This window comes from Thiobacillus sp. SCUT-2 (assembly GCF_035621355.1).
Taxonomy (GTDB): domain Bacteria; phylum Pseudomonadota; class Gammaproteobacteria; order Burkholderiales; family Thiobacillaceae; genus Thiobacillus; species Thiobacillus sedimenti.
The window spans coordinates 386,540-410,206 of sequence record NZ_CP141769.1; the positions used below are offsets into that span (position 1 = coordinate 386,540).

The following is a 23,667-nucleotide window of genomic DNA, read 5'->3' on the forward strand; positions in this document are numbered from 1 at the left end:
CGTGATGCGCGCATCAATGTCCGTTCGCCTGCAGCCATCGTTCCAGCATCATGGTGACCCAGACCATCACGCCGTAATAGCTTGCATGGGGGCCGCGCAGCATGCCGGACATGTGATCCAGGTACGCCGGGCGCATCCATCCCCGTGCCTTGAAGTCCGACAGGCTGTCTCCGACGAGTTCGCCGAGCGGCGCGTGCTGCGTGCACCACACGCCGAACGGCAAGCCGAAGCCGTGCTTGGCCTTGCTGATGATCTTTTCCGGCAAAACGTCGCGCAGCGCTTCCTTGAAGAACCAGCGCAGGGTCTGGCCGCGCACCTTGTAGTCCACCGGCAGATGGTTCGCGAAAGCGACGAGCCGGTCGTCGAGGAGGGGATAGCGCACCTCGATTCCTGCCGCTTCGGTCATCGTGCCAACCTTGCGGAGATCGTTGTCCGCAAGCGTGAACTTCAGGTCGACGTGCATCATGCGGTTGATGTAGTGGTCCGACGCAGTGCGCGCATACACGTCGACGAGCGCCGCATCGGCTGCAGAGGGATCGACGGCATGGATGAAATCCTGCGCAAGGATTTCGTCGAGCGGCGTGCGGTGGAGAAAGTTGTAGCTTTCGAGGCGCAGCGGCAGCCCCATGTTGGCTTGACGGACGTAGCTCTTCAGCTTGGCAAGCGGGAAGCGGCCGGACAGCAGGGGGACGTGGGCGATCGGCTCGATCACGCCGCGCCGGAAGGCGGCGGGCAGGCGGAAGTAGTTCTCGAACAGCCGCTGCTTCGCATAGCGGGCGTTGCCGCCGAATATCTCGTCGCCGCCGTCGCCCGCGAGCATGCGCTCGAACCCCGCGTCGCGCGCGGTACGGGCGCAGAAATAGGTCGGCACCGCAGAGTCGTTGCCGAACGGCTCGTCGTACTCGCGCGCGATGACGGGAATTGCCGTGACGATGTCGGCGGGCTTCAGATAGTACTCATGGCGCCGGCTGCCGTAGCGCTCGGCGGCGCAGCGCGCGTATTCCATTTCGTCGAAGCCGTCGGCGTCGAAGCCGATGGAGAAGGTGTCGATCGGGGCGCCGCGCGCAGCGGTAAGCGTGCCGACCACGGTGGAACTGTCGGTGCCGCCGGACAGGAACGCCGCGGTCGCCGGGGCATCGGTGTCGCGCACGGCCTGGTCGAGCAGGTCACGGAAATGGGTACGATGCGCGGCAAAGTCGGCGTCGACCGGCGTGTAGTCGGCATGCCAGTAGAAGCGGGCATCCAGGTGGCCGTTCTTCAGGGTCACGATCTGCCCCGGCAGCAGCTTGTGCACGCCCTGATAGAGACTGCGCGGCGCCGGGATGGTGTGAAAGTAGAGGTAGTCGTAGATCGCCTGGGGGTCGATCGTGCGCCCGATGCCGGGATGGGCCGCCACGTTCTGCACGCTGCTGCCGAAGACGAGATGGCCGCCGCGATGCGCGTAGCAGAGGCGTTCGGCACCGACGCGATCGAGCGCGAGGCAGGCCCGCTTCTTGAGCGGCTCGAGCACGGCGAAGGCGAAGTTGCCCTGCATCAGCAGCGGCAGCTGTTCGCCATGGCGCACCCAGCCGTGCGCGACGGCGTTGGCCGGGCCCTGCTCGCGGGCGATGAATGCGAGTTCGTCGTCGAGGAAGCGCGGCCGGCCGGCCAGCGCCGCGGCGAGGCCATTCTCGACGTGGATGTCCGCCTTGCCGAAGCGCGAGCATGCCGCAACACCCAGCAGCTGGCTGCTGTGTTCGTGCAGCAGCCCCTCCGGCGACAGGCAGGCCGCGCGCCCCATGTGCCGAATCAGGTCGTGATGTGCGCCGTGGTCGCCCAACCAGCCGAAAATGCCATCCATGGTGTGTCGTGTCCGCGTGATACGGGATAATGTCCGCCAAATATAAACGAGCCGGTGGATTGGCACGAATTCCGTCGCCCGGCGGCGGGCGCCCGGAGCTCCGTCCGATAACGACATAAAGCGCATGAGTTTGAGCGAATTCTCTGACAAGGTGGCGAAAACGCTGGCGTTCCATGCGCGCCGCGTGCAGCGTGCCGCGCGCGGCCTGCGGTGGGACCTGCAGCGGATTCCGGCAAGGCGGCCGGTCATCGTCGTCGGCTGCTCGCGCGCCGGCACCACCCTGGTCTACAAGACGCTCTCGGAGTCGCGCGAGATCGGCAGCTTGCAGCGCGAAACCCACGACTACTGGACCGGCCTGCACCCGCTGTCCGCCAAGGGCTGGGACACCCACGCGCTCGAAGCGGCGGATGCCAGCCCTGCGGACCGCGACACCGTCAGCCGCTATTTCTACAGCTGGACCGGGTGCCAGCGCTGGGTCGACAAGAACAATCAGAACGGCCTGTGCGTGCCCTATCTGCGCGCGCTCTTCCCCGACGCCCTCTTCGTCTACGTCAAGCGCAGCCCGGGGGACAACCTCAACTCGCTGATCGAGGGCTGGCGCAAGCCCGACGAGTTCGCGACCTGGTCCGCCGCGTTGCCCGAGACGGTGGCGGTCGAGAACGGGCAACTGACGCAGTGGTGTTTCTTTCTCGCCGAAGGCTGGCGCAAGTACACAACCGCGCCGGTCGAGGCGGTGGCCGCGTTCCAGTACGAAGCCATCAACCGTGCGATCCTCGACGCGCGGGCCGGCGTGCCGTCCGGGCAGTGGATCGAGGTGTTCTACGAGGATTTCCTGCGCGACCCGGTCACGACCTTCCGACGGGTGTTCGAGGGATGCGGCCTGGCCTTCGATGCGCGCCTGGAGGCCCATTGTGCCCAGGTCCTCGGCATGCCCTACAACGCCTTTTCCGAGATCCGGCTCGACAAGTGGAAGGATGGCCGCAACCGCGAAAAGATCGAGCGCGTGCTGCCGCAGGTGGCCGATGTCGCTGCGCGGATGGGCTATCGATGAGTTTCGTGGCCGCGGGACTCGCGATGCTGCTGCTGTTGTGGCTCGCCACGCTGCTCGCGTTCGCCGTACCGCTGGTCGCGCGCTGGCGCGAGCCCGTGCTGAAATGCCCGGTGCTGATCATCGAGAGCGATGACTGGGGCGCCGGGCCGCTGCGGCAGGCCGATCTGCTCGGGCGGCTGGCGGCCCTCCTGCAGCGCATCCGCGACCGGACGGGCCGACCGGCGGCGATGACCCTCGGCGTCGTGCTGGCGGTGCCGGACGGGGCGCGCATCGCCGCCAGCGGCTGCAGCGCCTATCACGAGCTGTCGCTTGCCGACGGCCGCTTCGAGGGGGTGCGTGCAGCGATGCAGGCGGGAATGCAGGCGGGCGTGTTCGCGCCGCAGCTGCACGGCCAGTGCCACTACTGGCCGCCGGCGCTGATGGCCGCGGCACGGGGCGACGCCGGGGTGCGTGCGTGGCTCGGTGCCGCCGAGCCCGCCATGACCGAGGAGCTTCCGTCGCCGCTGCAAAGCCGCTGGATCGACGCATCGCGCCTGCCGTCGCGGGCGTTGGACGCCGCGACCATCGGGCAGGCGGTGGCGGCCGAGGCGGCCGCCTACGGGTCCCTCTTCGGCGCCCCGCCCCGGGTGGCGGTTGCCACCACCTTCGTCTGGAACGAGGTGGTCGAGCGGGCGTGGGCGGAGGCCGGCGTCGAGGTCGTCGTCACGCCGGGCCGCCGTGCCACGTGCCGCAACGCCGCGGGCCAGCCAGACGGCATCGACGCGACCATGCTGAGCGGAAGCCGTTCGGGTGCGGGGCAGACCTACCTGGTGCGCGACGCGTATTTCGAACCGTCGCTGGGACATGGGGCGCAGAGACTGGCGGACAGCCTGACGGCGCGGACCCGCCAAGGGCGTGCCTGCCTCGCCGAAACGCATCGCTTCAATTTTCTGCGGGCCGAGGCGGCCAGCCTGGCCGCGCTGGAGGCGGCGCTGCAAGGCGCGCTGACGGCGTGCCCCGGGCTGCGCTTCCTGTTCCCGCTGGAGCTTGCGCACGCACTGCGGACGCGCGACCCGGCCTGGGTCGAGACCCGCTTGCGCCCGCGCCTCGCGGCCTGGTGCGCGCGCCTCGACGAGATTCCCCGCTTCGCCCGCGCGGCGCGGCTGACCGGCCTGGCGCTGCCGCTCGGCTGGCTGGGGCGCGCGGCATGAGCCCGCGCTTCTCCGTGATCATCCCGGCGTTCAACGCCGCCGCAACGCTGGCGCGCGCGATCGAATCGGTGCGCGCACAGACGTGGCCCGTGCATGAAATCATCGTGGTCGACGACGGCTCGACCGATGCCACGCCGGAGGTCGCGCGCCGGTTCGGCGACGCGGTGCGGTTGATCGCGCAGCGCAACAGCGGCGTGTCGGCCGCGCGCAACGCGGGCGCCGCGGCCGCCACGGGCGACTGGCTGGCATTTCTCGACGCCGACGACTGGTATGCGCCCGATCGCATCGCGCTGCACGCCGCGTGGATCGAGGAAGATCCCGCGCTCGATTGCCTGACCGGAGACTACGAGTATCGCGATGCCGAGGGCAGGCTGCTCGCCACCTCGATGGCGCAGCACGAATCGGGGCGGAGCATGCAGGCGAAGGCCGCGGGGGCGGCGCGCGCGGTGATGGAGGCGCCGGCCGAGATGGCGGCTTTCGTCGCCGACCATTTCGGCGACACGCATACGCTGTCCGTGCCGCGGGCGCGGTTCATCGAACTGGGCGGCTATCCGGCCGGATTCAAGGTGTGCGAGGATGTGCATTTCCTGACCCGCCTGGTTGCGGGAAGCCGCCGCATCGGGGTGGTCTGCCGCAGTCTGGGGGTGTACGTGATTCATGGCGGCAGCGCCACGCGCCGCGACCCGGTGGCCGCGCAGCGTGAGAACGTGCGCACGCTGTCCGACCTGGTGCGGCTGGCCGCTGCGTTTCCTGAACCGCTGCGGCAGGCCGTCGCAAGCCGCATGCGGAGTGCGCGCTACAACCTTGGCTGCGCGCTGGCCAGGGATGGCCGGCGCATCGCGGCCATCCGCGCGGTGCTGCCGACGCTGGCCGAGCAACCCGGCTGGCAGAGCCTGCGCGCGGTGTTGTCGATGCTGAAGGGGTGAAGAGGTGAGCCGGCTGCTGGTGCTGACCGAATTGTTCCTGCCGACGAAGGGCGGCACTGCGGTGTGGGCCGCCGAGGTGTACAAGCGTCTGGGCGGCAGGGAAATCCATATCGTGACCGCCGACGTCGCGGGCGCGCCGGCCGTGGATGCGGTGCATCCCAACACGATTCACCGCCTGGGCCTCAGGCGCGTGGCCTGGCTTCGTCCCGAGTCGCTCGCGATGTACGTCCGTTTCTTCGTCAAGTCGATGGGGCTGGCGCTCACGCGCCGGTTTGATGCGGTGCACGCGTTTCGCGCGCTGCCCGAGGGGCTGGTGGCCTGGGCGGTCGCGCGGCTGACGTTCAGGCCCGTGGTCGTTTATGCGCACGGCGAAGAGCTCACCAGCTGGGGGCACGGGGCCAAGTTCCGGGCCATGCGGTTCGCCCTGCGGCACGCCGACCGGGTCGTCGCAAACAGCGAGCACACGCGTGACACGCTGGTCGGCATGGGCATCGCGCCCGGCCGCATCGCGCTCATCTATCCGGGCGTCGACGTCTCGGTGTTCCGGCCCGGCCTGGATACCGCGGGGTTGCGTGAAGGATTGGGGATCGGCACAGACGACAGGCTGGTGTTTTCCGTCGGCCGGCTGTCGCGCCGCAAGGGCTTCGACCAGACCATCCGGGCCGTCGGCACGCTGCACGGCGAAGGCGTGCCGGTGCGCTACGTCATCGCGGGCATCGGCGAAGACGCCGCCTATCTCGACGCCCTGGTCGAAGAACTCGGCCTGCAGGGCGTCGTCCATCGCATCGGCGCGGTCAGCGAGGCGGATCTGCCACGCTGGCTGAACGCCTGCGATGCATTCGCCATGCCCAACCGCGCGATCAATGGCGATAATGAAGGCTTCGGCATGGTATTCATCGAAGCGGCGGCGTGCGGCAAGCCGAGCCTGGCCGGAACCGCCGGCGGCACGGGATCGGCCGTGCTGCACGCCGAGACGGGTTTGCGGGTGGATGGCCTGTCGGTCGATGCGGTCGCCGCGGGCTTGCGGACCCTGTTGACGCAGCCGGCGTTGGCGCGGGAATGGGGAGCACGCGCATTGCAGCGAGTGGAACGTGAATTCTCCTGGGAGCGGGTGGCTGAAAAGACCCGGCAATTGACATGATGGCGTCCGGCCCCGAAGCGCGTCCATGAGCGAAACCCTGCACCCCTGGCCCGTTGCGGTGTTTGCCCACAACGAGGCGCGCAACATCATTGCCTGCCTCGACAGCCTCCAGGCGGCTGCCTCGCGGCCGCTTGCCTGCCATGTCCTGGCCAACGCCTGCACGGACCGCACCGAAGCGCTCGTGCGCGAATACGCTGCCGATCACCCCGATGTCCGCCTCGTCTCGATCGCCCTGGGCGACAAGGCCAACGCGTGGAACGTATTCGTCCACGAGGTCGTCGCGCATGCCGACACACCGTGCTTCTTCATCGACGGCGATGTCCGCGCGACCCCCGGCGCGCTCGATGCCATGGCGCGGGCGCTGGCGCAGCATCCGCAGGCCAACGGCGTGTCGGCATTGCCGCGAAGCGGGCGCGGCGTCAAGGCATTCCAGCGCGACATGCTCAGGGACAGCGGCGTGGCGGGCAATCTATATGGCTTGCGAGCCGGCTTCGTGGAACGCATCCGCGCGCAGGCCATCAAAATGCCCATCGGCACCATCGGCGAGGACGCGCTGATGGGGGCGATGCTGAAATGGGACTTGCGGGGCGACAGCCGCTGGGACAACGCACGGGTGGTCGTCGCCCGCGAGGCCGGGTTCGAGTTCGATTCGGTATCGCCCTGGCTGCCGCGGGAGTGGAAGAAATATTTCAGGCGGCGCGTGCGCTACAGCGTGCGGGGATACCAGAACAAGATGCTGGGACGGGCGATCCAGCCCGCCGGGTTCGCGGCGCTGCCGCATCATGTGCGTGAACTGTATCCGCGTTACCCTGAGGTGCTCCGGCTGGAGTGGCGGGGGCTGAATACGCTGTTCGACTGGCTGGCCCTCCACGAAATCAGGACGGCCCGCTGATCGAAGGCATGGCCGAATCACAGAGGAACCGATGTCATGAACCGTTTCAAGAAATGTCTGCTCGCGCTGTCCGCCATGCTGCTCGCGATTCCGCCGGCGTCGGCCGACTGGGCCCCCAGCCAGGCCGAAATGGCCGTCTTGCCGGCATACTGCGCCGCCAAGTTCGGCGAGTCCCAGCATCCCGAGGCGGCGAAGGTGTGGCGTGCCTCGATGGGGAGCGATTTCGTGCATGTCCATCACTACTGCGCCGGGCTCAATTTCGTGAACCGCGCATCCGCCATGACCTCCCAGAACAAGGATCGGCGCGGCACGCTGGAGGCGGCCGTCCGCAATTTCGACTACATGCTTGTGCATACCCACCCGGATTTCTATCTCCGCCCCGAAATCCTGATGAACCGCGGCATTGCCCTGTCGATGATGAACAGGACGGGCGAGGCGGTCGGGGATCTGCTGAAATCGATCGAGGCGGACCCCGGGCAGCCGCGCGCCTACCTGGCGCTCGCCGATCTCTACGAGAAGCAGAAGAACCGGGCCAAGGCATTGGAAACCGTGACGGAGGGCCTGCGTCACAACCCCGACACGAAGAGCCTGCAGCGGCGCTATGCCGAACTGGGCGGCAAATTGCCGTATCCGGAGCCGGTGGCGGCCGAGCCGGCCGGTTCCTCCGTGGCAAAGCCCGACGATCCGGCAGCCGGCCAGGGTGCGCCGGCGCCCGGCGTCACGCCGCCCGAAAGCGGCCCGTCAGCCGAGCCCAAGATCGGCTCGCCCGACAATCCTTATTGCCGCTTCTGCCCCGACTGATCCTGCGTCCGCCCGCCCGGCTGCCCGATGGGCGAGCGCCAGGGCGGCTTGCAAATCGTGGGGATCGACGTAGAAATCGGCATCGCCGTAGCCGCGCCGCTGGCTGACCGTCCTGCAGAATAGCGCGTAATACCCCTGGTGCTTCAGGCTCGCGAGGTCCCAGAAGAAATGCCCCGTTATGCTGTCCGGAATCAGCACGATCACCTGGGCATGACGGGGGGAGAACACCATGTTCGTCATCGCGGCCCCGAGTATTCCGACGACGATCCGGGCTTGCGAGAACGCGCTTATCTGCTCGCGGACGCTCATTGTCTCCGGATAGACGACATCGAATCCGTTCGCGACCAGCATCTCGATGATTTCGCCCTCGTTGGTCGGGCGGCGCTTGAAGGCGGCGCCCCGGGACACGTACAGAAGGCCGGCGCCGGGGCTTCGGGCGCCCGGCGTCGCCGCCCTTTCGGCCAGGCGCTCGCAGAACCGGATTGCCGTCTCCGACTTCCAGGTGGGGTGGCCGGTGATGGGCGACGCGTAGAACAAGCGTTCGAAGACCCCGATTTCGCCGTTCCCGCCGAACTCGACGACCTGCTGCTTCGCGATGCCGGCCAGCGCCAGCAATTCGTGGAACGCCGCCCGCAGCGCCGGATTCGAGGTCTCCGGAATCGCGAGACGCGCGTCGGCGAGATCCGGAATCTCGTTCAGCAGGCGAGCGTTCGGAAGGCACTCGAGCAGGAAGTGCCCGTAATTGTCCGTGTGCCGGTTTGCCAGAAGAACCGAGTCGCCCGGGAACATCCGGGCGGCCCTGACTTTCCGCAAGACGAAGCGGTCTGCGTGGACTCGTATGAATCCGTCGGGCTCATGCCGGTTGACGGTGAACTGCTCGGCCGATTCGGCGATGATGCTTCCGTCAAGCGTGCCGACGACGCCCGACCGGGTCGCGATCGCTGCCGGGATCGAATAGAGCTCGAGCGGCGGGACATCCTGCGGACGCTCGCTCCATTGCAGTTCCCGGTTCGAATAAAGTGGCCGGGGGCGAACATATCGTGTCGCGGGGTGCAGCAGCCGGGACGTGATCGATGCATCGCCGGCTGCCGTGGAAGCGGCGTTGCCGCCCCGAGGGATCAACGATCGGGCCGGCTGGATCGTATAGAGCTGGGCCTGCTTGCGTTCGAGGAACAGGAGCGCGATGCGGCCGGTCGCCGCAACGAGGCAGGAACGCATCCAGCCAGAAAATCTGGAAATCTTCCATTTTGCGACGCCCACGTGTCTTCCTTCCGTTTCGGTGAAACAGTCGGTCTGGCCGGACGCTCGCTGCGCCGCCTCCTCGGAAACACTATAGACGCTGTCCGAGCGGATGCTCGGCACGCGGGGAGGCGGCAGCTCGCGGGGGGGCCGGTGGATCGCGGGCATTCCGCGGCGACCCGGAGGAGGGCATGCCGGCGCCGCCGGCGCGCGTGACGAAATCAGTGCCGGCGTCGTCGCTGCTGCGGCGCCGGCGTCGGCGAAGGCATGGAGGTACGGCGGGCCGTCAGGGCGATCGTGCGGGGGGCTGCCCGGGTGCGTCCGCGGCGGTTTCCCCGCCGCGCGTCTCCGGCCGGCCGGAGACGGCTCCGATCAAGCCGTCGAGCGTCGACTGCAGGGCAGCGGCAAGCTCGGCGCGCTCGGCGGCGAGGTCGCGTCGACACTCGGGGTCGGTTTCGAGGTCGAACAGCCGGTAGGACGGCCCCTCTTCCAGCGGCTGGTAGACCAGCTTCCAACGCCCGCGCCGGATCATGCGATCCTTGGCCGCAAGAATGGTATCGCAGTACTGGGCCTTGATTGCCAGCGTGCCGCTTTCCCGGTCGGGGATCTCCATCAGTTCGAGCAGGTCCGGGTAACGCAGGTGCGTATCGGGCAGCCCGGGGATGTTCGCGATCCAGATGCCAGTTTCGTTGAAGGCATGGAGATCCGGGCAGGCGCCCCCTTCGCTGAGGCAGCCGGCGAGCGAAACGCCCTCGATGCCGGGAGGGACAGCCTGTCCGGCCAGTTCCAGCAGCGTCGGCGCGAGGTCGATCGAGCGGACCACGTTGTCGATCCTGCCGCGCGGCGCCCGGCGCGGATCGCGGACGATCAGCGGAATCCGCGGGCTGGCCTCGCCCACGGCCGAGTTGCCCTGGCCCCAGGTGTCGTGCTCGAAGAATTCCATTCCATGGTCCGAGTAGACGACCACGAGGGTGTCGCCTGCGAGTCCGCACGCGTCGAGATGCGCGAGCATTCTTCCGACCTCGTCGTCGAATTCGGCCACGCAGCCGTCGTAGAGATCGACGATCTGGCCGAGGTCGAATTCCTCCTGCGGCGCGCCCTGGCGGCGGATGATCTCGAACGGGTCGGTGAGCCGGGCCATCCCGAACTTCGATTCGCCTGCGTAGGCCGGGTCGGCGAAACGCGTGTACCACGGCCATTCCGATGCGAACGGTGGATGGGTGGTCGAGTAGAACACGTTGAGGAGGAACGGCCCGGTGCCGGATGCGAGGCGCGACACCAGGCGGCGCGCGCGGCGTCCCAGCGGCTGCGTCAGCGGCACGCCGCCCAGGTAATACAGTTCGGGAAGCAGCAGGCGTCCCAGCCTGTTATGCGTGAACAGCGAGACGAAGAGCCGTAGATCCTTGGGGCCCTGGCGGATGAGATATTTCAGGTTCCACTGGTCTTCAGGCAGGTCGGAATAATCGAAGCCGAACGAGTACTTGCCCATGTCGGCGCCGCACCAGTCCGAAATCACGGCAGTGCGGTACCCGGCTTTCCCGAGCAGTCCCGGGAGCGTCTCGACCTTGAGGCGGGTGTCGTCGTCGCTCGCGAAGTTGTCGCGGATGCCATGGGTATGCGGCCAGGTCCCCGTCAGGAGGGAAATCAGGCTCGGCGCGGTGCGCGCACACGGGACGTAGCAGTTGGCGAAGAGTGCGCCGCTTGCGGCCAGCCGGTCGATGTTCGGCGTCAGGGCGCGGCGATATCCCAAGGCGCCGAGCCGGTCGGCACGCAGCGTATCGGAGCCGATCATCAGGATATTCGGCGGGGCGCCGGCGGCGCGCACGGCGCGTTTGCGCGGCGGCCGCGCTTCGGGCTGCCAGGCGGCCCAGAGGATGGCGCCGGCAAAGAACAGCGTGGCGGCCCACAAGGCGACGAGGGCGTCCAGGCGGTTTTCCTTCGCCAGTTGCCAGGATGCGCCCACGAAGAGCAATCCGATCATCGCTGTCGCAGCCGCCTGAACACGCGCGAGGCGTGCCGGCGTCAGCGTGTGCCAGAGGCCGTACAGGCGGCTCATGCGGTAGTGCATCGATGCCGCCAGCAGGCCGGGATTGAAGCGCAGCTTGCGAACGAATTGAAGCGCGAAGCCGCCGGCGATGCCGAACAGCGATGCGACGACGGCCAGCCAGGGTGACCACTCGGCCCGCACCGCGGTGGCGAGCATGAAATAGACCAGCACGCCGGCGCCCGCGCTGAAGAGCATCAGCGCGAACGCCCAGGCGGTCAGTCGCGCCAGCGCGAGCAGCGTGTAGCGCCGGTAATGCCGGAGTATTTCCTCGCGGATGCGGGGGCCGGTATGCGAAAAGTCCAGCAGCGATTTGACGAGCAGCGCGCCGGTGCCGACCCCGGCGACGCCCAGCGCGGGGAACAGGCCGGCCCAGCGGGCCCCGCCGCTGGCGAACCACGCGATCAGGCCGCACACGGCCGTGAACAGCGCCAGCGACTCGGTGAGCACGAGGCCGCGGTCGGGCGGCAGATCCAGACCCTTGCCGCGATGGCCCGATTCCCGGCGGCCCCGGATCTCGCCGAGCGCCGCCGCCGTGCGCACCCAGTAGAAGCGCCGCTTCGCCCACGACAGGCTGAACACGCCATGCGCGCCGTACTCGGCGAGCTTGCGCCACATGTAAAGCGGAACCGTCCCGCGGCCGCGCAGCCGCGCCGCGGAGCGGCTGCGCTGGAAGCTCTTCTTCAGCAGGTAGCCGAGCCGCAGCCGTTCGTTGTCGACGAAGTGGTACTGCACGACGTGCGGCGCGTACTGGCAGCGTTCCCCGCGGGCCAGCGCCCGCAGGACGTAGTCGCTGTCTTCGCCGCCGCCGAGGTCGTGGCCGCGCGGGCCGAGCTCGGTGGAAAACGGCCCCGTCGATTCGAACACGCGGCGGCGCAGGACCAGGTTGCCGCCGCCGGGAATCGGGCCCGTCTCGGCCGTGATCGGCCGCGGCGAATCGCCCTGGTCGTAGCGCGGAACCGGCAACGGGTAGATGCGGTACGCGCCATCGTCATGGACCCAGGCGGGTTCGCTGCCGTCCCAGTCCGGCAGGATCTTGCCGCAATAGATGCCCGCATCGGGCCATCTGTCCGCGGCCTGATCGATCGCCGTCAGGTAGGCCGGATCCACGCGGTGATCGTCGTCCATCAGCGCAAGCAGGTCGCTGTCGATGGTCGGGATGGCGGCGTTGAGCGCATGGGACTTGCCCGGCGTGGGCACTTCGATGAGGCGCAGCGGCAGCCAGTCGCGCGCGGCGCACTCGGCCTGGTAGGCCTGCATGTCCGCGACCGTGTCGTCGCTGCAGGCGTTCGCCGCCACGACGATCTGCACGGGCATCCGCGGACGCGCCGCGCGATTGAGCGAGGCCAGGGTCTGGCCGAGCAGGGCGGCCCGGTTGTGCGTGCAGATCAGGACAGTGAGCGTGCTCACGCGAGAATCCCCTTGGCGCGCCTCCAGAACCCCGTGAGCAAACGGTTGTGAAGCCGGTACGCCGCCTTCACCGCAAGCGCGGGCGGGGTGCCCGCGGTCGTCAATTCATAGCCGAGCTCGCGCAGCGTGTCGCCCGCCACACTCTCGAACGCCCTGACTTGCGCGGCGGACATCCTGCTGCGCCATTTCCCGGCGTTGTCCGCCTTCAGCGGCGCGTGGACCAGCGGCGTCTTGCCGGGATCGTCGACCGAGGCGACCGCAAACAGCTCGGGCGAGTAGGTTTCGCCGAGAAAGTCGCAGAGCTGACGCATCGTGTGCTCGGGGGTCGCAAGCAGGTCCTCGTAGCGCATCTCCATGTACTGGGCGGACGGCAGTTCCGCGCCGAGTGCGCGCCCTTTCTCGACGTAGCTCGCCCAGTATTCCGCGGCGAAGTAGGCGTTGTAGACGTAGAAGTCGTGCTGCCTGCCGAACAGCGACAGCGCGACGTCGCGGCCGTCGCGGATCAGATGGACGATCTGCGCGTCGGGAAACCACTCGATCAGCTTCGGGATGTGCATCACGTAATAAGGCGTCTTGTCGCCCCAGCGGGACTTGCCCTCGCCGCGTGCATTCCTTTCGAACACGCCGGAGATGATCGCGGGCATCGTGTGGCGGCCCTCGGCGTGCAGTTCGCCGGCGAGCCTGTCGACGTCGAATTTCAGGCCGAACAGATCGGTCTCGAGGAAATTGCGGCTCTGCGCGAGCATGGCCTGCAGGACCGCGCGGATGCTTTCGAGCCGCGACAGGTCGCCAAAGCGATGCTGGTTCCGGTAGAGCGGGATGAAGAAATGCGATTCCCCGGTCGGCAGCGAAATGCGCGGGTGGTTGCGCAGCCGGTACTGCAGCATCGTGGTGCCGGATCGCGGCGCGCCGACGATGAAGATCGGCCCTTGCCGCGGCGGTGTGGGCGGGCGTGGCGAGGTCACGTCGAGCTTCCGGTCAGGCGAACGTACTTGAACAGCGCGTGCGGCATGAGCCCATAGTGCGGGAAAAGCGCGCGGACGCGCCAGTGCTGGCGCTGCACCCAGCGGCTCCTGCGCACGGCGCGACGCCAGACCTCCGCGTCGTGCCGCGCGGCCAGCTGGCCCAGGGTGTTCACGCGTACGCCGGGCTGGCCGCGGAGCCAGTGCAGCAGATCCGAGAAGTCCTCCAGCGTGAGCGGTGCGTCGGCATGTCCGGATTCCTTGAAGTCGTAGTGGTGCATCACGGCGATGACGGCGAGACCACCTGCCGGGCGCCGGCGCGCGTCGGCCAGTGCGGGCCGCAGCTCGGTGAGCTGGCAGGTGCGCGGCAACTGCGCGAGCGGTCCGGATTCGACCCAGCCATGCTCGCCGCCGGCCGAGAGGTAGCGAAAGCCCTGCCGCTCCAGCACGGCGGCAGTGGTGGCATCGAAGGTGTTGAACGGGGGCACGAAGCCGGAGATGGCGCAGCCGAATGCAGCTTCGAGCACCGCCTGCCCGGTGGAGATCTTCTCGGCCTGCGCCGGTTCATCGAGCCCGCAGAACTCCGAAGGCGGCATGTCGCCCGGGCGGCACGGCACATGGTCGAAGCCGTGCTGGGCGATTTCCACCCGCCCGAGCTGCTGTGCCTCGACGAGATGCGGCGCGCATGCGGCGGTCAGGCGGCGCTGTCCGGCGCACGGGATGACCGCGAAGGTCGCGCAGACATCGTGCGCCGCCAGGACCTGCAGGATGGCGCGCTCGAGCGCATGATCGCTGACCGCGGAGGGATCGTCGAAACGGATGGCGACGTCGGTCATGCGCTCAACCCTCCTGCCGGCTGCGATAGCCCTGCAGGCTGCCGAGCGCATGCGCCGCGTTCATCGCCTGGCGGACGAGACCTGGCTTGCCGCTGAGCGCCAGCCTTGCGGTGCGGCCGACGTGCCTGAGGAACTGCGCCAGCATGAAGGGGGGCACGCCGAGGGGCGCATGCCGGTAGCGCGGCAGCTCGTAGCGGCCGTGACGCACGCCGGCGCGGTAATGGAGCTTGATGAAATAGCGGCGATCGAGCCGCCAGGGCTCGACGGCATGCAGGACGGCCATGTCGGGGCGATAGCGGATGCGTGCCTGGCGGGCGAGCAGGGCGTTCAGCATCGCGGCGTCTTCGCCGCCGCCGATGTCCTTGCCCGCGCGCGTGTAGCGGGGATCGAAGCGCAGCGACGGATCGTCGCGAAACAGGCGCATGTCGTACGCGACGTTGGCGGTCCACACGGGTGTCCCTGCGTCCTCGATCCAGAAGCGCTCGGGGCCATGGTCGACGGCGGCGAGAAAGCCGAGCAGGTTGTCCTCCAGCCATGCAGGGCGTGTCGTCGTCCGGAAGTCCATTTCCACCCGCCCGCCCGCACATTCGGCGCCCTCGTTCAGGATCGCATCGGCGGCGGCGTCGAGGAGACCCGGGCAGGGCAGTTCGTCGTCGTCGATGAACACCAGGATGTCGCTGCCGAGCGCTTCGTCGATTCCGCGATTGCGCGCGGCGACGATACCCTGCACCGGCTCGTTGACCCAGCGCAGGCGGATTCCCGGCATGGCCGCCAGGCGCGCCAGCGTATCCGGCGTCGCGTCCGTGCTGTTGTTGTTGATCACCAGGATCTCGAACGGAATCGGGCAGCTTTGCTCGCGCATGGCGCCCACCAGCGCATCCAGCCGGTCCGCCCGGTTGTAAGTGCAGAAAGCGAAGGTCAGCAGGGACATGGCATGGCGGCGGTAAACGGTTCAGATCGGTCCATCGAAGGCACGCGGAATGCTTTCGCGCAGCCCCAACAGCCGGCGATGCCAGGATTCCGGCAGCCAGGCCGGCAGCATGTACTTCCAGTCGGCAAGTCTGCCATAGCCGTGCTTCATGACCGCACGGAAAATTCGGCGGGCAGCGGGCAGGTCGCGTTGCCAGTAGCACGCGTAGCCGCGCAGCAGGAGTTCGCCGTCGGTCAGTGCGCGCAGGGCCCGACGGCTGAAGCGCGATGCGATCTCCGGATGCGCCGTCAGATAGGCCTGCTGGACGTCGAAGTGGGCGAGCGCAATGCGCGCCTGGTCGGCGATCATCTGGTTGCCGTGATGCCGGTAATAGGCCAGCACCTCCGGGACGCGCACGAGCGGATGCGGGATCGCGCTGCGAAGCCACAGTGCGAAATCCTCGCAGCGCTTGAGCGCCGGGTCGAAGAGGCCGGCGTCGAACAGATGTTCGCGCCGGATCATGGCCGCGTGCACGGGCCAGCGCGGGCTGCACAGCAGCTTTGCGGTCTTGTCGGGCATGGCCTCGTAATCGGGCGGGATGAAGGGTTCGCCACGCCCGCCCGGCAAGCCGGCGTTCTTCCATCCGCAGTACGCGATCGCCGCCTGCGGGTGCGCATCCAGCGCGGCCGACAGTTTCGCCAGGAAATCAGGCGCCCACCAGTCGTCCGCGTCGAGAAATGCAAACAGCGCACCTTGCGCCGCGCGAATACCGGCGTTGCGCGCCGCGGGCAGTCCGGCGTTCGCCTGGTCGACGACGCGAATGCGCGGGCCATAGCGCGCCATGATGGCCCGCGAGTCATCCGTCGAGCCGTCGTTCACCACGATGACTTCGTGGTCGACGCCGATCTGGCTCAGCGCCGAGTCGATGGCCTCGTGCAGGAACGCCGCGCCGTTGTAGCAGGGAATGACGACGGAGATGCGCGGGCTCATGGACGGGACGCGAAAGCCTGGGCAAAGCGGACGAACTCGTACCGAAGCAACTTGCGAAAGCTGGTCTGGTTGTCGCCAAAACTCAGATTGCGCACGAACATGCTCATCGTGTCGGTATTGAAGACGGTCAGGCGGCGCAGGCGGTACGGGTCGGCGTCGCGCAAGGCCCACCCCGAGCACGTGGTGCACGCCGTGGCATAGCCCGCTTGTGCCGCGGCCGCGGCGCAGCGCGCGTCCCAGGCGCCGTACGGATAGGCGAAGCTCGTCACCGCCGTGCCGAGCGCGTCTTCCAGGGCCGCCTTGGAATCGGCCAGTTCCTGCCTCAGGCTCGGGTCGTCCACGCTCGTCAGGCGGACGTGGTTCACCGTGTGGGAGCCGATCTCCATGCCGCCCGCCTGCATGTCGCGCAGTTCGGCTGCGTTCAGCATGCGCCCGGCCGGCCGGCCGGAATCCCGCCAGTGCGGCGTGCGGCCCAGCGCGCCGGAGACGACGAACCAGCTCGCGCGCATTCCCCGCCGGTGCAGGGCTTCGCACGCGGCGAGGTTGTCGAGATAGCCGTCGTCGAAAGTGATGACGGCCGTGCGTCCGCGCCAGGCCGTGGCCGGGGCGGCGACCAGCTCCGCCACGGTCGGTGTCGCATAGCCCTCGCCGGCGAGAAAATCGAGCTGATCGCAGAAGCGCTGCATGGACACGGCCCACGGCCATTCGGGGGCAAGCTTTCCCGGCGTGATGGCGTGATACATGAGGATGACCGGCCCGTGCTGCCCGGCCTGGCGGTGAAGCGCGCGCGAGAGCGGATCGATCCAGGTCATGCGAGGGCCTTGGTGAGCTTGAGCCGGGCCTTCCAGCGTGCCGTTTCGGTCGCCAGGGCCGGAATCGGCAGATAGAGGAAGCAGAGGAGGTATGCCAAGCCGCCGGTGGCGGCCATGGTCAGCACATAGAGCGCATCGACGGCCCGCACCGGCGGCGGAACGACGCGGTCGACGAGCCAGAGGACGGCGAGCAGGATGGCGTTGAGCAGCGCCGCCGGCACGAAGGCACGCGCCAGGTCGCGCCAGCGGGCGCGCAGCGACCGCTTGGCGAGCCAGTACATGTGAAGCGTGATATACAGCTGCGCGAGGACCATGCCGCTGGCCACGCCGGTCATGCCGTATGGCAGGCCGGCGAGGATCGCCCCTGCGGCAACGGCGATCATGATGAGCTGCGCGACGAGTTCCTTGTCCAGCCAGCTGCGCGCCGCCAGGACGGCACCGGCCAGGTTCTCGATCATCATCAGCGGCGCGGCGAGGCTGAGAATCATCAGCGGCGCGGCCGAATCCGCCCAGCGCTGGCCGAACAGCGTGACGACCAGGGGTTTGGCGAGCCAGAGGAAGCCGACGTAGAACGGCAGGGCGTAGACGGCCACCAGCGTGAGGCTGCGAAAGAACAGATACCGGCACTTGTCGAGATTGTCCTGCTCCTTCGCCAGCGCCCGGAACACCACGTCGTAAACCGAACCGGTGATGAAGCCGTGCGGGCGCGCCGCGAGGCTTTCGGCCTTGTTGTAGAGACCCACGCCCGCGGCGCCCAGACTGCGCGACAGAATGAAGGTGGGCAACTGCCGGCGTATATAGCAGACGATATTGTTGCTGGACGCCAGGACGCCGTACCGCATCAGTTCCCCGGCACGCGCAAAGTCGAAACAGAGGCCGGGACGCCAGCGCGCATACCAGGAGAACTGGAGCGCACCGGCGATCGACCCGAACAGCCCGGCGAGGATCAGGCTCCAGGGGCCGTGGCCCAGATACGCCAGGCTCAGCGCGATGCCGTTGTAGAACACCAGGTTGACCAGCTGGACCGCCGTCTTTGCCTTGAAGCGCATTTCCCGGTGCAACATGTTGCTCGGTACGTTGAAGAACGGGCGCACGAGAAAGGAAAGCGCTGCCACGCGCAGGAGGTCGGCATACAGCGGATTGCCGTACCAGCGCCCGAACCAGGGTGCGAGGGCGAAGAAGATGCCGACGATCGTCATGCCGATCAGCAATTGCAGCGTGAACAGCAGGTCGTAATCGCGCTTGCTGGCTTCCCTTGCCCGGACGATCGCCTGGCCCATCCCCCCCCCGGCAACGAATCCGGCCAGGCTGGTGAAGATCAGGATGGTCGCGACCATGCCGAATTCGGCCGGCAACAGGAGGCGGGCCAGGATCAGTCCTAGCGCGAAGTTGATCAGCTGGCTGCCCGTGTTTCCGATGAATACCCACTTGGCGCCATGGCGGATGGAATTGCCCAGGCTCATTTCTTGTCGCGGCGGGCGAAGTGCGGAGAATGCATGGCAAGCATATCAGCAAGGTCTATGCCTGGGCACCGGTGTTCTGCCTGCGCACGAGCACCTGGTCGCGGCCGCGCCGCGATCCCAGGCGCGCGGCAGCCAGCAGCGCGAGGGGAACGGCCAGCGGCATGCGGCTGGCGAGCCAGAGCTTCCAGCGCGGCAGCCGTCTTGCCGAGAAGACGTGCAGGCGCCCCGCCGGGTAATACCACATGCCCAGTTGCCGGGCCAGGCGGTCGAGCCCGCGGCGGGAAAAGAACGCGATATGCTGGCCGGTGGAAAAGGCATAGTAGCTCCAGTCCGCAGGAGCAGGTGGGTGCCCGTCGGCGAACACCTCGGTCGTGAAAACCAGGGTGTCGCTGCGCTGTTCTGCCAGCGTGCGGCGAATGAACGCGCGCGGATCGGGGAGGTGCTCAAGGACTTCGATGGCGCTGACCGCGGTGCTCGCGCCTTCCCGTACGTTCGCGTCGAAGCCGCGCGCGAAGAGGTTCTTCGCGTAGCGGTCGGACCAGTAATAATCGTAGCCGAGATCCCGCATCAGCCGGGTGAGAAGCCCGTATCCTCCCCCGACATCGACGAACTTGCCCTCGCCGCGGTCCCCCAGCACCGTATAGCAGAATGCCGCAAGTCGCAGCGCCGTGAAAATGTTGCGCGCGGCGACATCGGTGTCCTCCGCGGCGAGGGCTTCCGTGTACGCCTCCTCCAGCCAGGTGGGTTGATCGACGAACACGTGATCGCATCCGCGGCAGTAGTGATAGGGCACGACGTATCGGTTCAGGACGGTGGCGGAGAACAGGGCAGGAGTCGGGGTCCCGCACAGACGACAGGCGACCGTGGCGGTCGGGGAAGCGGGGCTCATCGGGTTTCGTTCCCCTGCGCGGCGGCGGGTGCGTCCGTCGCGCAAAGCTGTGCGACGCGTTCGTCGAACACGCGGCGCGTGTAGTGCCGGTCGAGCAACGCGCGTCCCCGCTCGACTTGTCGCTGGCGCTCGCCGGGGGCACCCAGCCAGGCAAGGCAGAGCCCGGCGAACTCGGACTCGTCGCGGGCGACGCCCAGGCCCGCTCCGGCCAGGTCCGCCTGGAACGCTTCGGCGCAATGCGGCGTCGTCACGCAGGCACGGCCATAGGCGATCGATTCCAGGATCTTGATGTTCGTGCCGCCTCCCGAATGAATCGGCGCGATGGTGAGCGCGGCATTGCGGTAGGCCTCGCCCAAGTCGTCGACGAAACCGGGCGCGGTGACGCCGGGGTACCGTTCCCATTCCGCCCGGAGCGCAGGCGGCGCGGCGCCCGCGAGGAGCAGGCGGGCCGCCGGCCGGGCGGCCCTGATGACGGGCCAGCAATGTGCGAGGAAGCGGTCGATTCCTTCGCGATTGGGTCCGTACCAGAGCGACCCGACGAACAGGAGCGTGGTGCTGTCCGACTGCGGAAACGGCTGGCCAGGCGGATCGAAGGGGATGTTGGGCAATAGCGCCGATGACAGGTCAGGGTGTCGCGCCTGGTCGCGGCGGCTTACGAAGAAGAACGCGTCGAAGCGCCGCAGCTGGCGCCGCGCCAGCCATGCCGCATAGCCCGACTTGAGCCTGGCCAGGGGGGCCGGCGCATGCCCTCCGTAGTGGTAGCGCCAGTCGTCGAGATCCACCACGGTACGTGCGCCGCGGGGAAGGCGAAGCTTGCTGGCGGGGTTGAGATAGCGGCTGACGATCACGCGGTAGCGGCGAAGATCGACGTCGCCGGCTTCGAGCATGCGTTGCAGCCTGTCGTCGGGGGCGAATTTTCCGATGCCCAGCGGCGACTGGTGCCACAGTCCATGGGCGAGGATGCCCGGGGCCGGCGGGCTCAATCGAGTGGGGCCCGGGGTGGGCTCCAGGAGCACGACGTCGACATCGCCGAGCCGCTCCAACGCGGCATGCAGCAAGGCCGTGCGCTGCTGGGCACCGGAGCGGGGAGCGAACGGCGACGCGGGGGACAGCAGCAGGATCGAGTCGGACATGAGGGCGAGCAGCTCTGTCGTGGGGGGGGCGCGGAAGTTTCGACGAAACGAACGAAATCATAACGCCGGCGGGCCTGTTGCGCGCGGAGTCCGCGAATGCAGCAGCCTGCGCCGGTTGCTACAATGTGCCGTCCCCACCTCCTGCCCCTCGCTTCGCCCCATGCAAACGCTCACCGTCGACCTCGGCGACCGCTCCTATCCCATCCACATCGGCGCCGGCCTGCTCGCCCGCGGCGATCTCATCGTGCCGCACCTGGCGCAGAAGCGGGTGATGGTGGTGACGAACACGACGGTCGCGCCCTTGTACCTTGCGCAGCTGACAGCGACGCTGGAGGGCGCCGGGGTGCAGGTGGCGAGCGTCGTGCTGCCCGACGGCGAGGCGTACAAGACCTGGGAAACGCTGAACCTGATCTTCGATGCGCTCCTGACCGAACGCGCCGAGCGCAAGACCACGCTGATCGCGCTGGGGGGTGGCGTGATCGGCGACATGACCGGTTTCGCCGCCGCGTGCTACCAGCGCGGCGTGCCCTTCATCCAGATTCCCACGACGCTGCTGTCGCAGGTCGATTCCTCGGTCGGCGGCAAGACCGGCATCAACCATCCGCTCGGCAAGAACATGATCGGTGCCTTCTACCAGCCGAAGGCGGTGCTGGCCGACACCGACACGCTGAAGACGCTGCCGCCGCGCGAGCTCTCCGCCGGGCTGGCCGAGGTGATCAAGTACGGCCTGATCTGGGACGCGGAATTTCTCGGCTGGCTGGAAGCCAACATGGAAAAGCTGCGCGCACTCGACCCGGTGGCGATCGCGCACGCGATCTATCGGTCGTGCGAGATCAAGGCGCAGGTGGTGGCGCAGGACGAGCGCGAGGGCGGCTTGCGGGCCATCCTCAACCTCGGCCACACCTTCGGCCACGCGATCGAGACCGGCATGGGCTACGGCAACTGGCTGCACGGCGAGGCGGTCGCCGCGGGCATGGTGCTGGCGGCGCAGACCTCGCAGCGCCTGGGCTGGATCGCCGAGGCCGACGTCGCACGCACGCGCACGCTGATCCGCGCGGCGGGGCTGCCCGACGTCGCCCCCGATCTCGGTTTCGAGAAATACCTCGAATACATGGGCCACGACAAGAAGGTCGAAGGCGGCAAGATGCGCTTCGTGCTGTTGAAGAAGCTGGGCGAGGCGGTGATCACCGGCGATGTCCCTCACGATGTGCTGAGCGGCGTGCTGGCCAGGCCGCACTGAAGGAGACCGGATGGAAACGTCGCTCGCCCCCTATGCCGCGCATTCCAGTCAGTCCCGGGGGCGCGTTCATGCCGAAGCGCCTGCGGCGCCGCGTTCCGAGTTCCAGCGCGACCGCGACCGCATCATCCACTCCACCGCCTTCCGCCGCCTCGAATACAAGACCCAGGTCTTCGTGAACCACGAGGGCGATCTGTTCCGCACGCGCCTCACCCACAGCATCGAGGTGGCGCAGATCGGCCGCACCATCGCGCGCCTCCTGCATCTGAACGAGGATCTGGTCGAGGCGGTGGCGCTGGCCCACGATCTCGGCCACACCCCGTTCGGCCACGCCGGCCAGGATGCGCTCAACGCCTGCATGCGCGAGCACGGCGGCTTCGAGCACAACCTGCAGTCGCTGCGCGTGGTCGACCTGCTCGAGGAGCGCTACGCCGAATTCGACGGCCTCAACCTCAGCTTCGAGGCGCGCGAAGGCATCCTCAAGCACTGTTCGCTCGGCAATGCCGAGAAGCTGGGCAAGTTGGGGCGTCGCTTCATCGACCGGCGGCAGCCGTCGCTGGAGGCGCAGATCGCCAACCTGGCCGACGAGATCGCCTACAACAACCACGACGTCGACGATGGGCTGCGGTCCGGCCTCATCACGCTGGAGCAGCTCGCCGAAGTGCAGATCTTCGCGCGCCACCTCGCCGAGGTGCGCGCCCGGCACCCGGGCCTGAAGGGGCGGCGCGTCGTGACGGAAACCGTACGGCGCATCATCAACACCATGATTCTCGACCTCGTGAACACGACGCGCGTCAACATCGAGAATGCGGGCGTCGCGACCATCGACGAGGTGCGCGCCGCACCGCCGCTCGCGGCATTCAGCCCGGCGCTGCTCGACGAGCACCGCGAACTCAAGCGCTTCCTGCTGCATCGCCTCTACCGGCACTACAAGGTCGCGCGCATGAGCGCGAAGGCCGGGCGCATCATCGCCGACCTCTACACGGCGTTCACCGGTGATGCGCGCCTGCTGCCGCCCGAGCACCAGGAACGCGAGTCGCTCGAGGGCGCGCGCGCGGTGGCCGACTACATCGCCGGCATGACCGACCGCTACGCCATACGCGAGCACCGGCGAATCTTCGCGGTCGAGGAAATATACGGCTGAGGCGCCCGCGGGCATCTAGCCCGAGGCGTCGGCGGGCGGCAGGGTACGGGCCGCGACCCAGCAGTCGACGGCGCGCGCGCCTGCCCGTTTCAGCGCCGCGGCGAGCTCGTCGAGACTGGTCCCGGTCGTCATCACGTCGTCCACCAGTGCGATGTGCAATCCGCGAACGTCGCCCTCGCAGGAAAACGCCCCGCGCACGTTGCGCCGCCGTGCATCGTGCTTGAGGCCCTGTTGCGGCGGCGTGTCGCGGTTGCGCCGGCAACTGTCCAGGTCGAGCGGCAGACCGACGCGCTGCGCGACCTCGCGGGCGATCTCGGTGGCGTGATTGAAGCCGCGCGCGCGGATACGGGCCGGGTGCAGGGGCATGGCGATCAGCCGGTCCGGCAGCGGGGCGTCGGCCACGGCGCGCGCAAGCGCCGCGCCGAGTACCGGCGCGACGGCGAGCTGCCCCTGATATTTCAGGCGCGGGATCAGGCGGTCCAGCGGGAAGGCGTAGGCCAGCGCCGCCGACGTGCGGTCGAATGCGGGCGGGCGCTTGAGGCAGGCACCGCAGGTCTGCCCGAGCGGGGTCGGGGTGGCGCAGCGCGGGCACTGCGGCGCGCCGTGCCAGGGCAGGTCCGCCAGGCACGCGGCGCACAACGGCTCGGGCCCCGCGACGGCGCCGCACAGCAGGCAGTGTTGCGGAAAGGCCTGCCTAAATAATGATCGGATGTTCAATTGTCCTTGGGTTGAAGTTTGACAGTGGCGCGCCCGGCCC

At 68.3% G+C, this 23,667-nt stretch carries 20 protein-coding genes; 8 read left to right on the forward strand and 12 right to left on the reverse strand.

The window, feature by feature from the left end:
• Positions 1-13: 13 nt before the first annotated feature.
• Positions 14-1,840, reverse strand: coding sequence for an asparagine synthetase B family protein (locus VA613_RS01805; protein ID WP_324780160.1), 1,827 nt, complete (start codon positions 1,838-1,840; stop codon positions 14-16).
• 124 nt (positions 1,841-1,964) lie between these two features.
• Here VA613_RS01805 and VA613_RS01810 point away from each other — a divergent pair, with 124 nt between their 5' ends.
• From VA613_RS01810 to VA613_RS01835, 6 genes are read left to right on the forward strand one after another with little or no spacing between them, the layout of a single operon-like run.
• Positions 1,965-2,891 carry a sulfotransferase family protein gene (locus VA613_RS01810; RefSeq protein ID WP_324780161.1) on the forward strand — a complete coding sequence of 309 codons (927 nt, stop codon included), beginning with the start codon at positions 1,965-1,967 and terminating at the stop codon, positions 2,889-2,891.
• Positions 2,888-4,081, forward strand: coding sequence for a hypothetical protein (locus VA613_RS01815; RefSeq protein WP_324780162.1), 1,194 nt, complete (start codon positions 2,888-2,890; stop codon positions 4,079-4,081). Before VA613_RS01810 ends, VA613_RS01815 begins: the two co-directional genes overlap by 4 nt.
• A complete protein-coding gene (locus VA613_RS01820; RefSeq protein WP_324780163.1) occupies positions 4,078-5,007 on the forward strand; it encodes a glycosyltransferase family 2 protein in 930 nt (309 codons plus the stop codon). Before VA613_RS01815 ends, VA613_RS01820 begins: the two co-directional genes overlap by 4 nt.
• A 4-nt stretch (positions 5,008-5,011) precedes the next feature.
• Positions 5,012-6,148: a glycosyltransferase family 4 protein gene (locus tag VA613_RS01825; protein WP_324780164.1), complete on the forward strand. Its 1,137-nt coding sequence runs from the start codon at positions 5,012-5,014 to the stop codon at positions 6,146-6,148.
• 25 nt (positions 6,149-6,173) lie between these two features.
• Positions 6,174-7,040 (forward strand): glycosyltransferase, encoded by an 867-nt coding sequence (locus tag VA613_RS01830; protein ID WP_324780165.1) that lies wholly within the window; start codon positions 6,174-6,176, stop codon positions 7,038-7,040.
• A gap of 36 nt (positions 7,041-7,076) precedes the next feature.
• Complete coding sequence (locus tag VA613_RS01835; protein WP_324780166.1) at positions 7,077-7,841, forward strand: tetratricopeptide repeat protein; 765 nt, start codon at positions 7,077-7,079, stop codon at positions 7,839-7,841.
• Here the strand turns inward: VA613_RS01835 and VA613_RS01840 are convergent.
• The 10 genes from VA613_RS01840 to VA613_RS01885 form a co-directional block, all read right to left on the reverse strand.
• On the reverse strand, positions 7,782-9,203 hold the full coding sequence (locus tag VA613_RS01840; protein ID WP_324780167.1) for a glycosyltransferase family 61 protein: 1,422 nt from the start codon (positions 9,201-9,203) through the stop codon (positions 7,782-7,784). The two genes, VA613_RS01835 and VA613_RS01840, sit on opposite strands and share 60 nt — an antisense overlap.
• Before the next feature lie 163 nt (positions 9,204-9,366).
• Positions 9,367-12,534: a sulfatase-like hydrolase/transferase gene (locus tag VA613_RS01845; RefSeq protein WP_324780168.1), complete on the reverse strand. Its 3,168-nt coding sequence runs from the start codon at positions 12,532-12,534 to the stop codon at positions 9,367-9,369.
• Positions 12,531-13,499 carry a sulfotransferase family protein gene (locus tag VA613_RS01850; RefSeq protein WP_324780169.1) on the reverse strand — a complete coding sequence of 323 codons (969 nt, stop codon included), beginning with the start codon at positions 13,497-13,499 and terminating at the stop codon, positions 12,531-12,533. Before VA613_RS01850 ends, VA613_RS01845 begins: the two co-directional genes overlap by 4 nt.
• Positions 13,496-14,332, reverse strand: coding sequence for a DUF2334 domain-containing protein (locus tag VA613_RS01855; protein WP_324780170.1), 837 nt, complete (start codon positions 14,330-14,332; stop codon positions 13,496-13,498). Before VA613_RS01855 ends, VA613_RS01850 begins: the two co-directional genes overlap by 4 nt.
• Before the next feature lie 4 nt (positions 14,333-14,336).
• Entirely contained in the window at positions 14,337-15,263 is a 927-nt protein-coding gene (locus VA613_RS01860; RefSeq protein WP_324780171.1) for a glycosyltransferase, read from the reverse strand.
• Positions 15,264-15,284: 21 nt separating this feature from the next.
• On the reverse strand, positions 15,285-16,232 hold the full coding sequence (locus VA613_RS01865; protein WP_324780172.1) for a glycosyltransferase family 2 protein: 948 nt from the start codon (positions 16,230-16,232) through the stop codon (positions 15,285-15,287).
• Positions 16,229-17,044, reverse strand: a complete 816-nt coding sequence (locus tag VA613_RS01870; protein ID WP_324780173.1) for a polysaccharide deacetylase family protein — start codon at positions 17,042-17,044, stop codon at positions 16,229-16,231. The genes VA613_RS01865 and VA613_RS01870 overlap by 4 nt, the downstream gene beginning before the upstream one ends.
• Positions 17,041-18,507, reverse strand: coding sequence for a lipopolysaccharide biosynthesis protein (locus tag VA613_RS01875; protein WP_324780174.1), 1,467 nt, complete (start codon positions 18,505-18,507; stop codon positions 17,041-17,043). The genes VA613_RS01870 and VA613_RS01875 overlap by 4 nt, the downstream gene beginning before the upstream one ends.
• A gap of 55 nt (positions 18,508-18,562) precedes the next feature.
• Positions 18,563-19,396, reverse strand: coding sequence for a class I SAM-dependent methyltransferase (locus tag VA613_RS01880; protein WP_324780175.1), 834 nt, complete (start codon positions 19,394-19,396; stop codon positions 18,563-18,565).
• Positions 19,393-20,529, reverse strand: coding sequence for a glycosyltransferase (locus VA613_RS01885; RefSeq protein ID WP_324780176.1), 1,137 nt, complete (start codon positions 20,527-20,529; stop codon positions 19,393-19,395). Before VA613_RS01885 ends, VA613_RS01880 begins: the two co-directional genes overlap by 4 nt.
• 160 nt (positions 20,530-20,689) lie before the next feature.
• On the opposite strand from VA613_RS01885, the gene aroB reads away from it, so the two are divergent.
• Positions 20,690-21,769 carry a 3-dehydroquinate synthase gene (gene aroB, locus VA613_RS01890; protein ID WP_324780177.1) on the forward strand — a complete coding sequence of 360 codons (1,080 nt, stop codon included), beginning with the start codon at positions 20,690-20,692 and terminating at the stop codon, positions 21,767-21,769.
• Positions 21,770-21,779: 10 nt separating this feature from the next.
• Positions 21,780-22,910: a deoxyguanosinetriphosphate triphosphohydrolase gene (locus tag VA613_RS01895; RefSeq protein ID WP_324780178.1), complete on the forward strand. Its 1,131-nt coding sequence runs from the start codon at positions 21,780-21,782 to the stop codon at positions 22,908-22,910.
• A gap of 15 nt (positions 22,911-22,925) precedes the next feature.
• On the opposite strand, the gene VA613_RS01900 is transcribed toward VA613_RS01895, so the two are convergent.
• A complete protein-coding gene (locus VA613_RS01900) occupies positions 22,926-23,627 on the reverse strand; it encodes a ComF family protein (RefSeq protein WP_324780179.1) in 702 nt (233 codons plus the stop codon).
• Between the last annotated feature and the right edge of the window lie 40 nt (positions 23,628-23,667).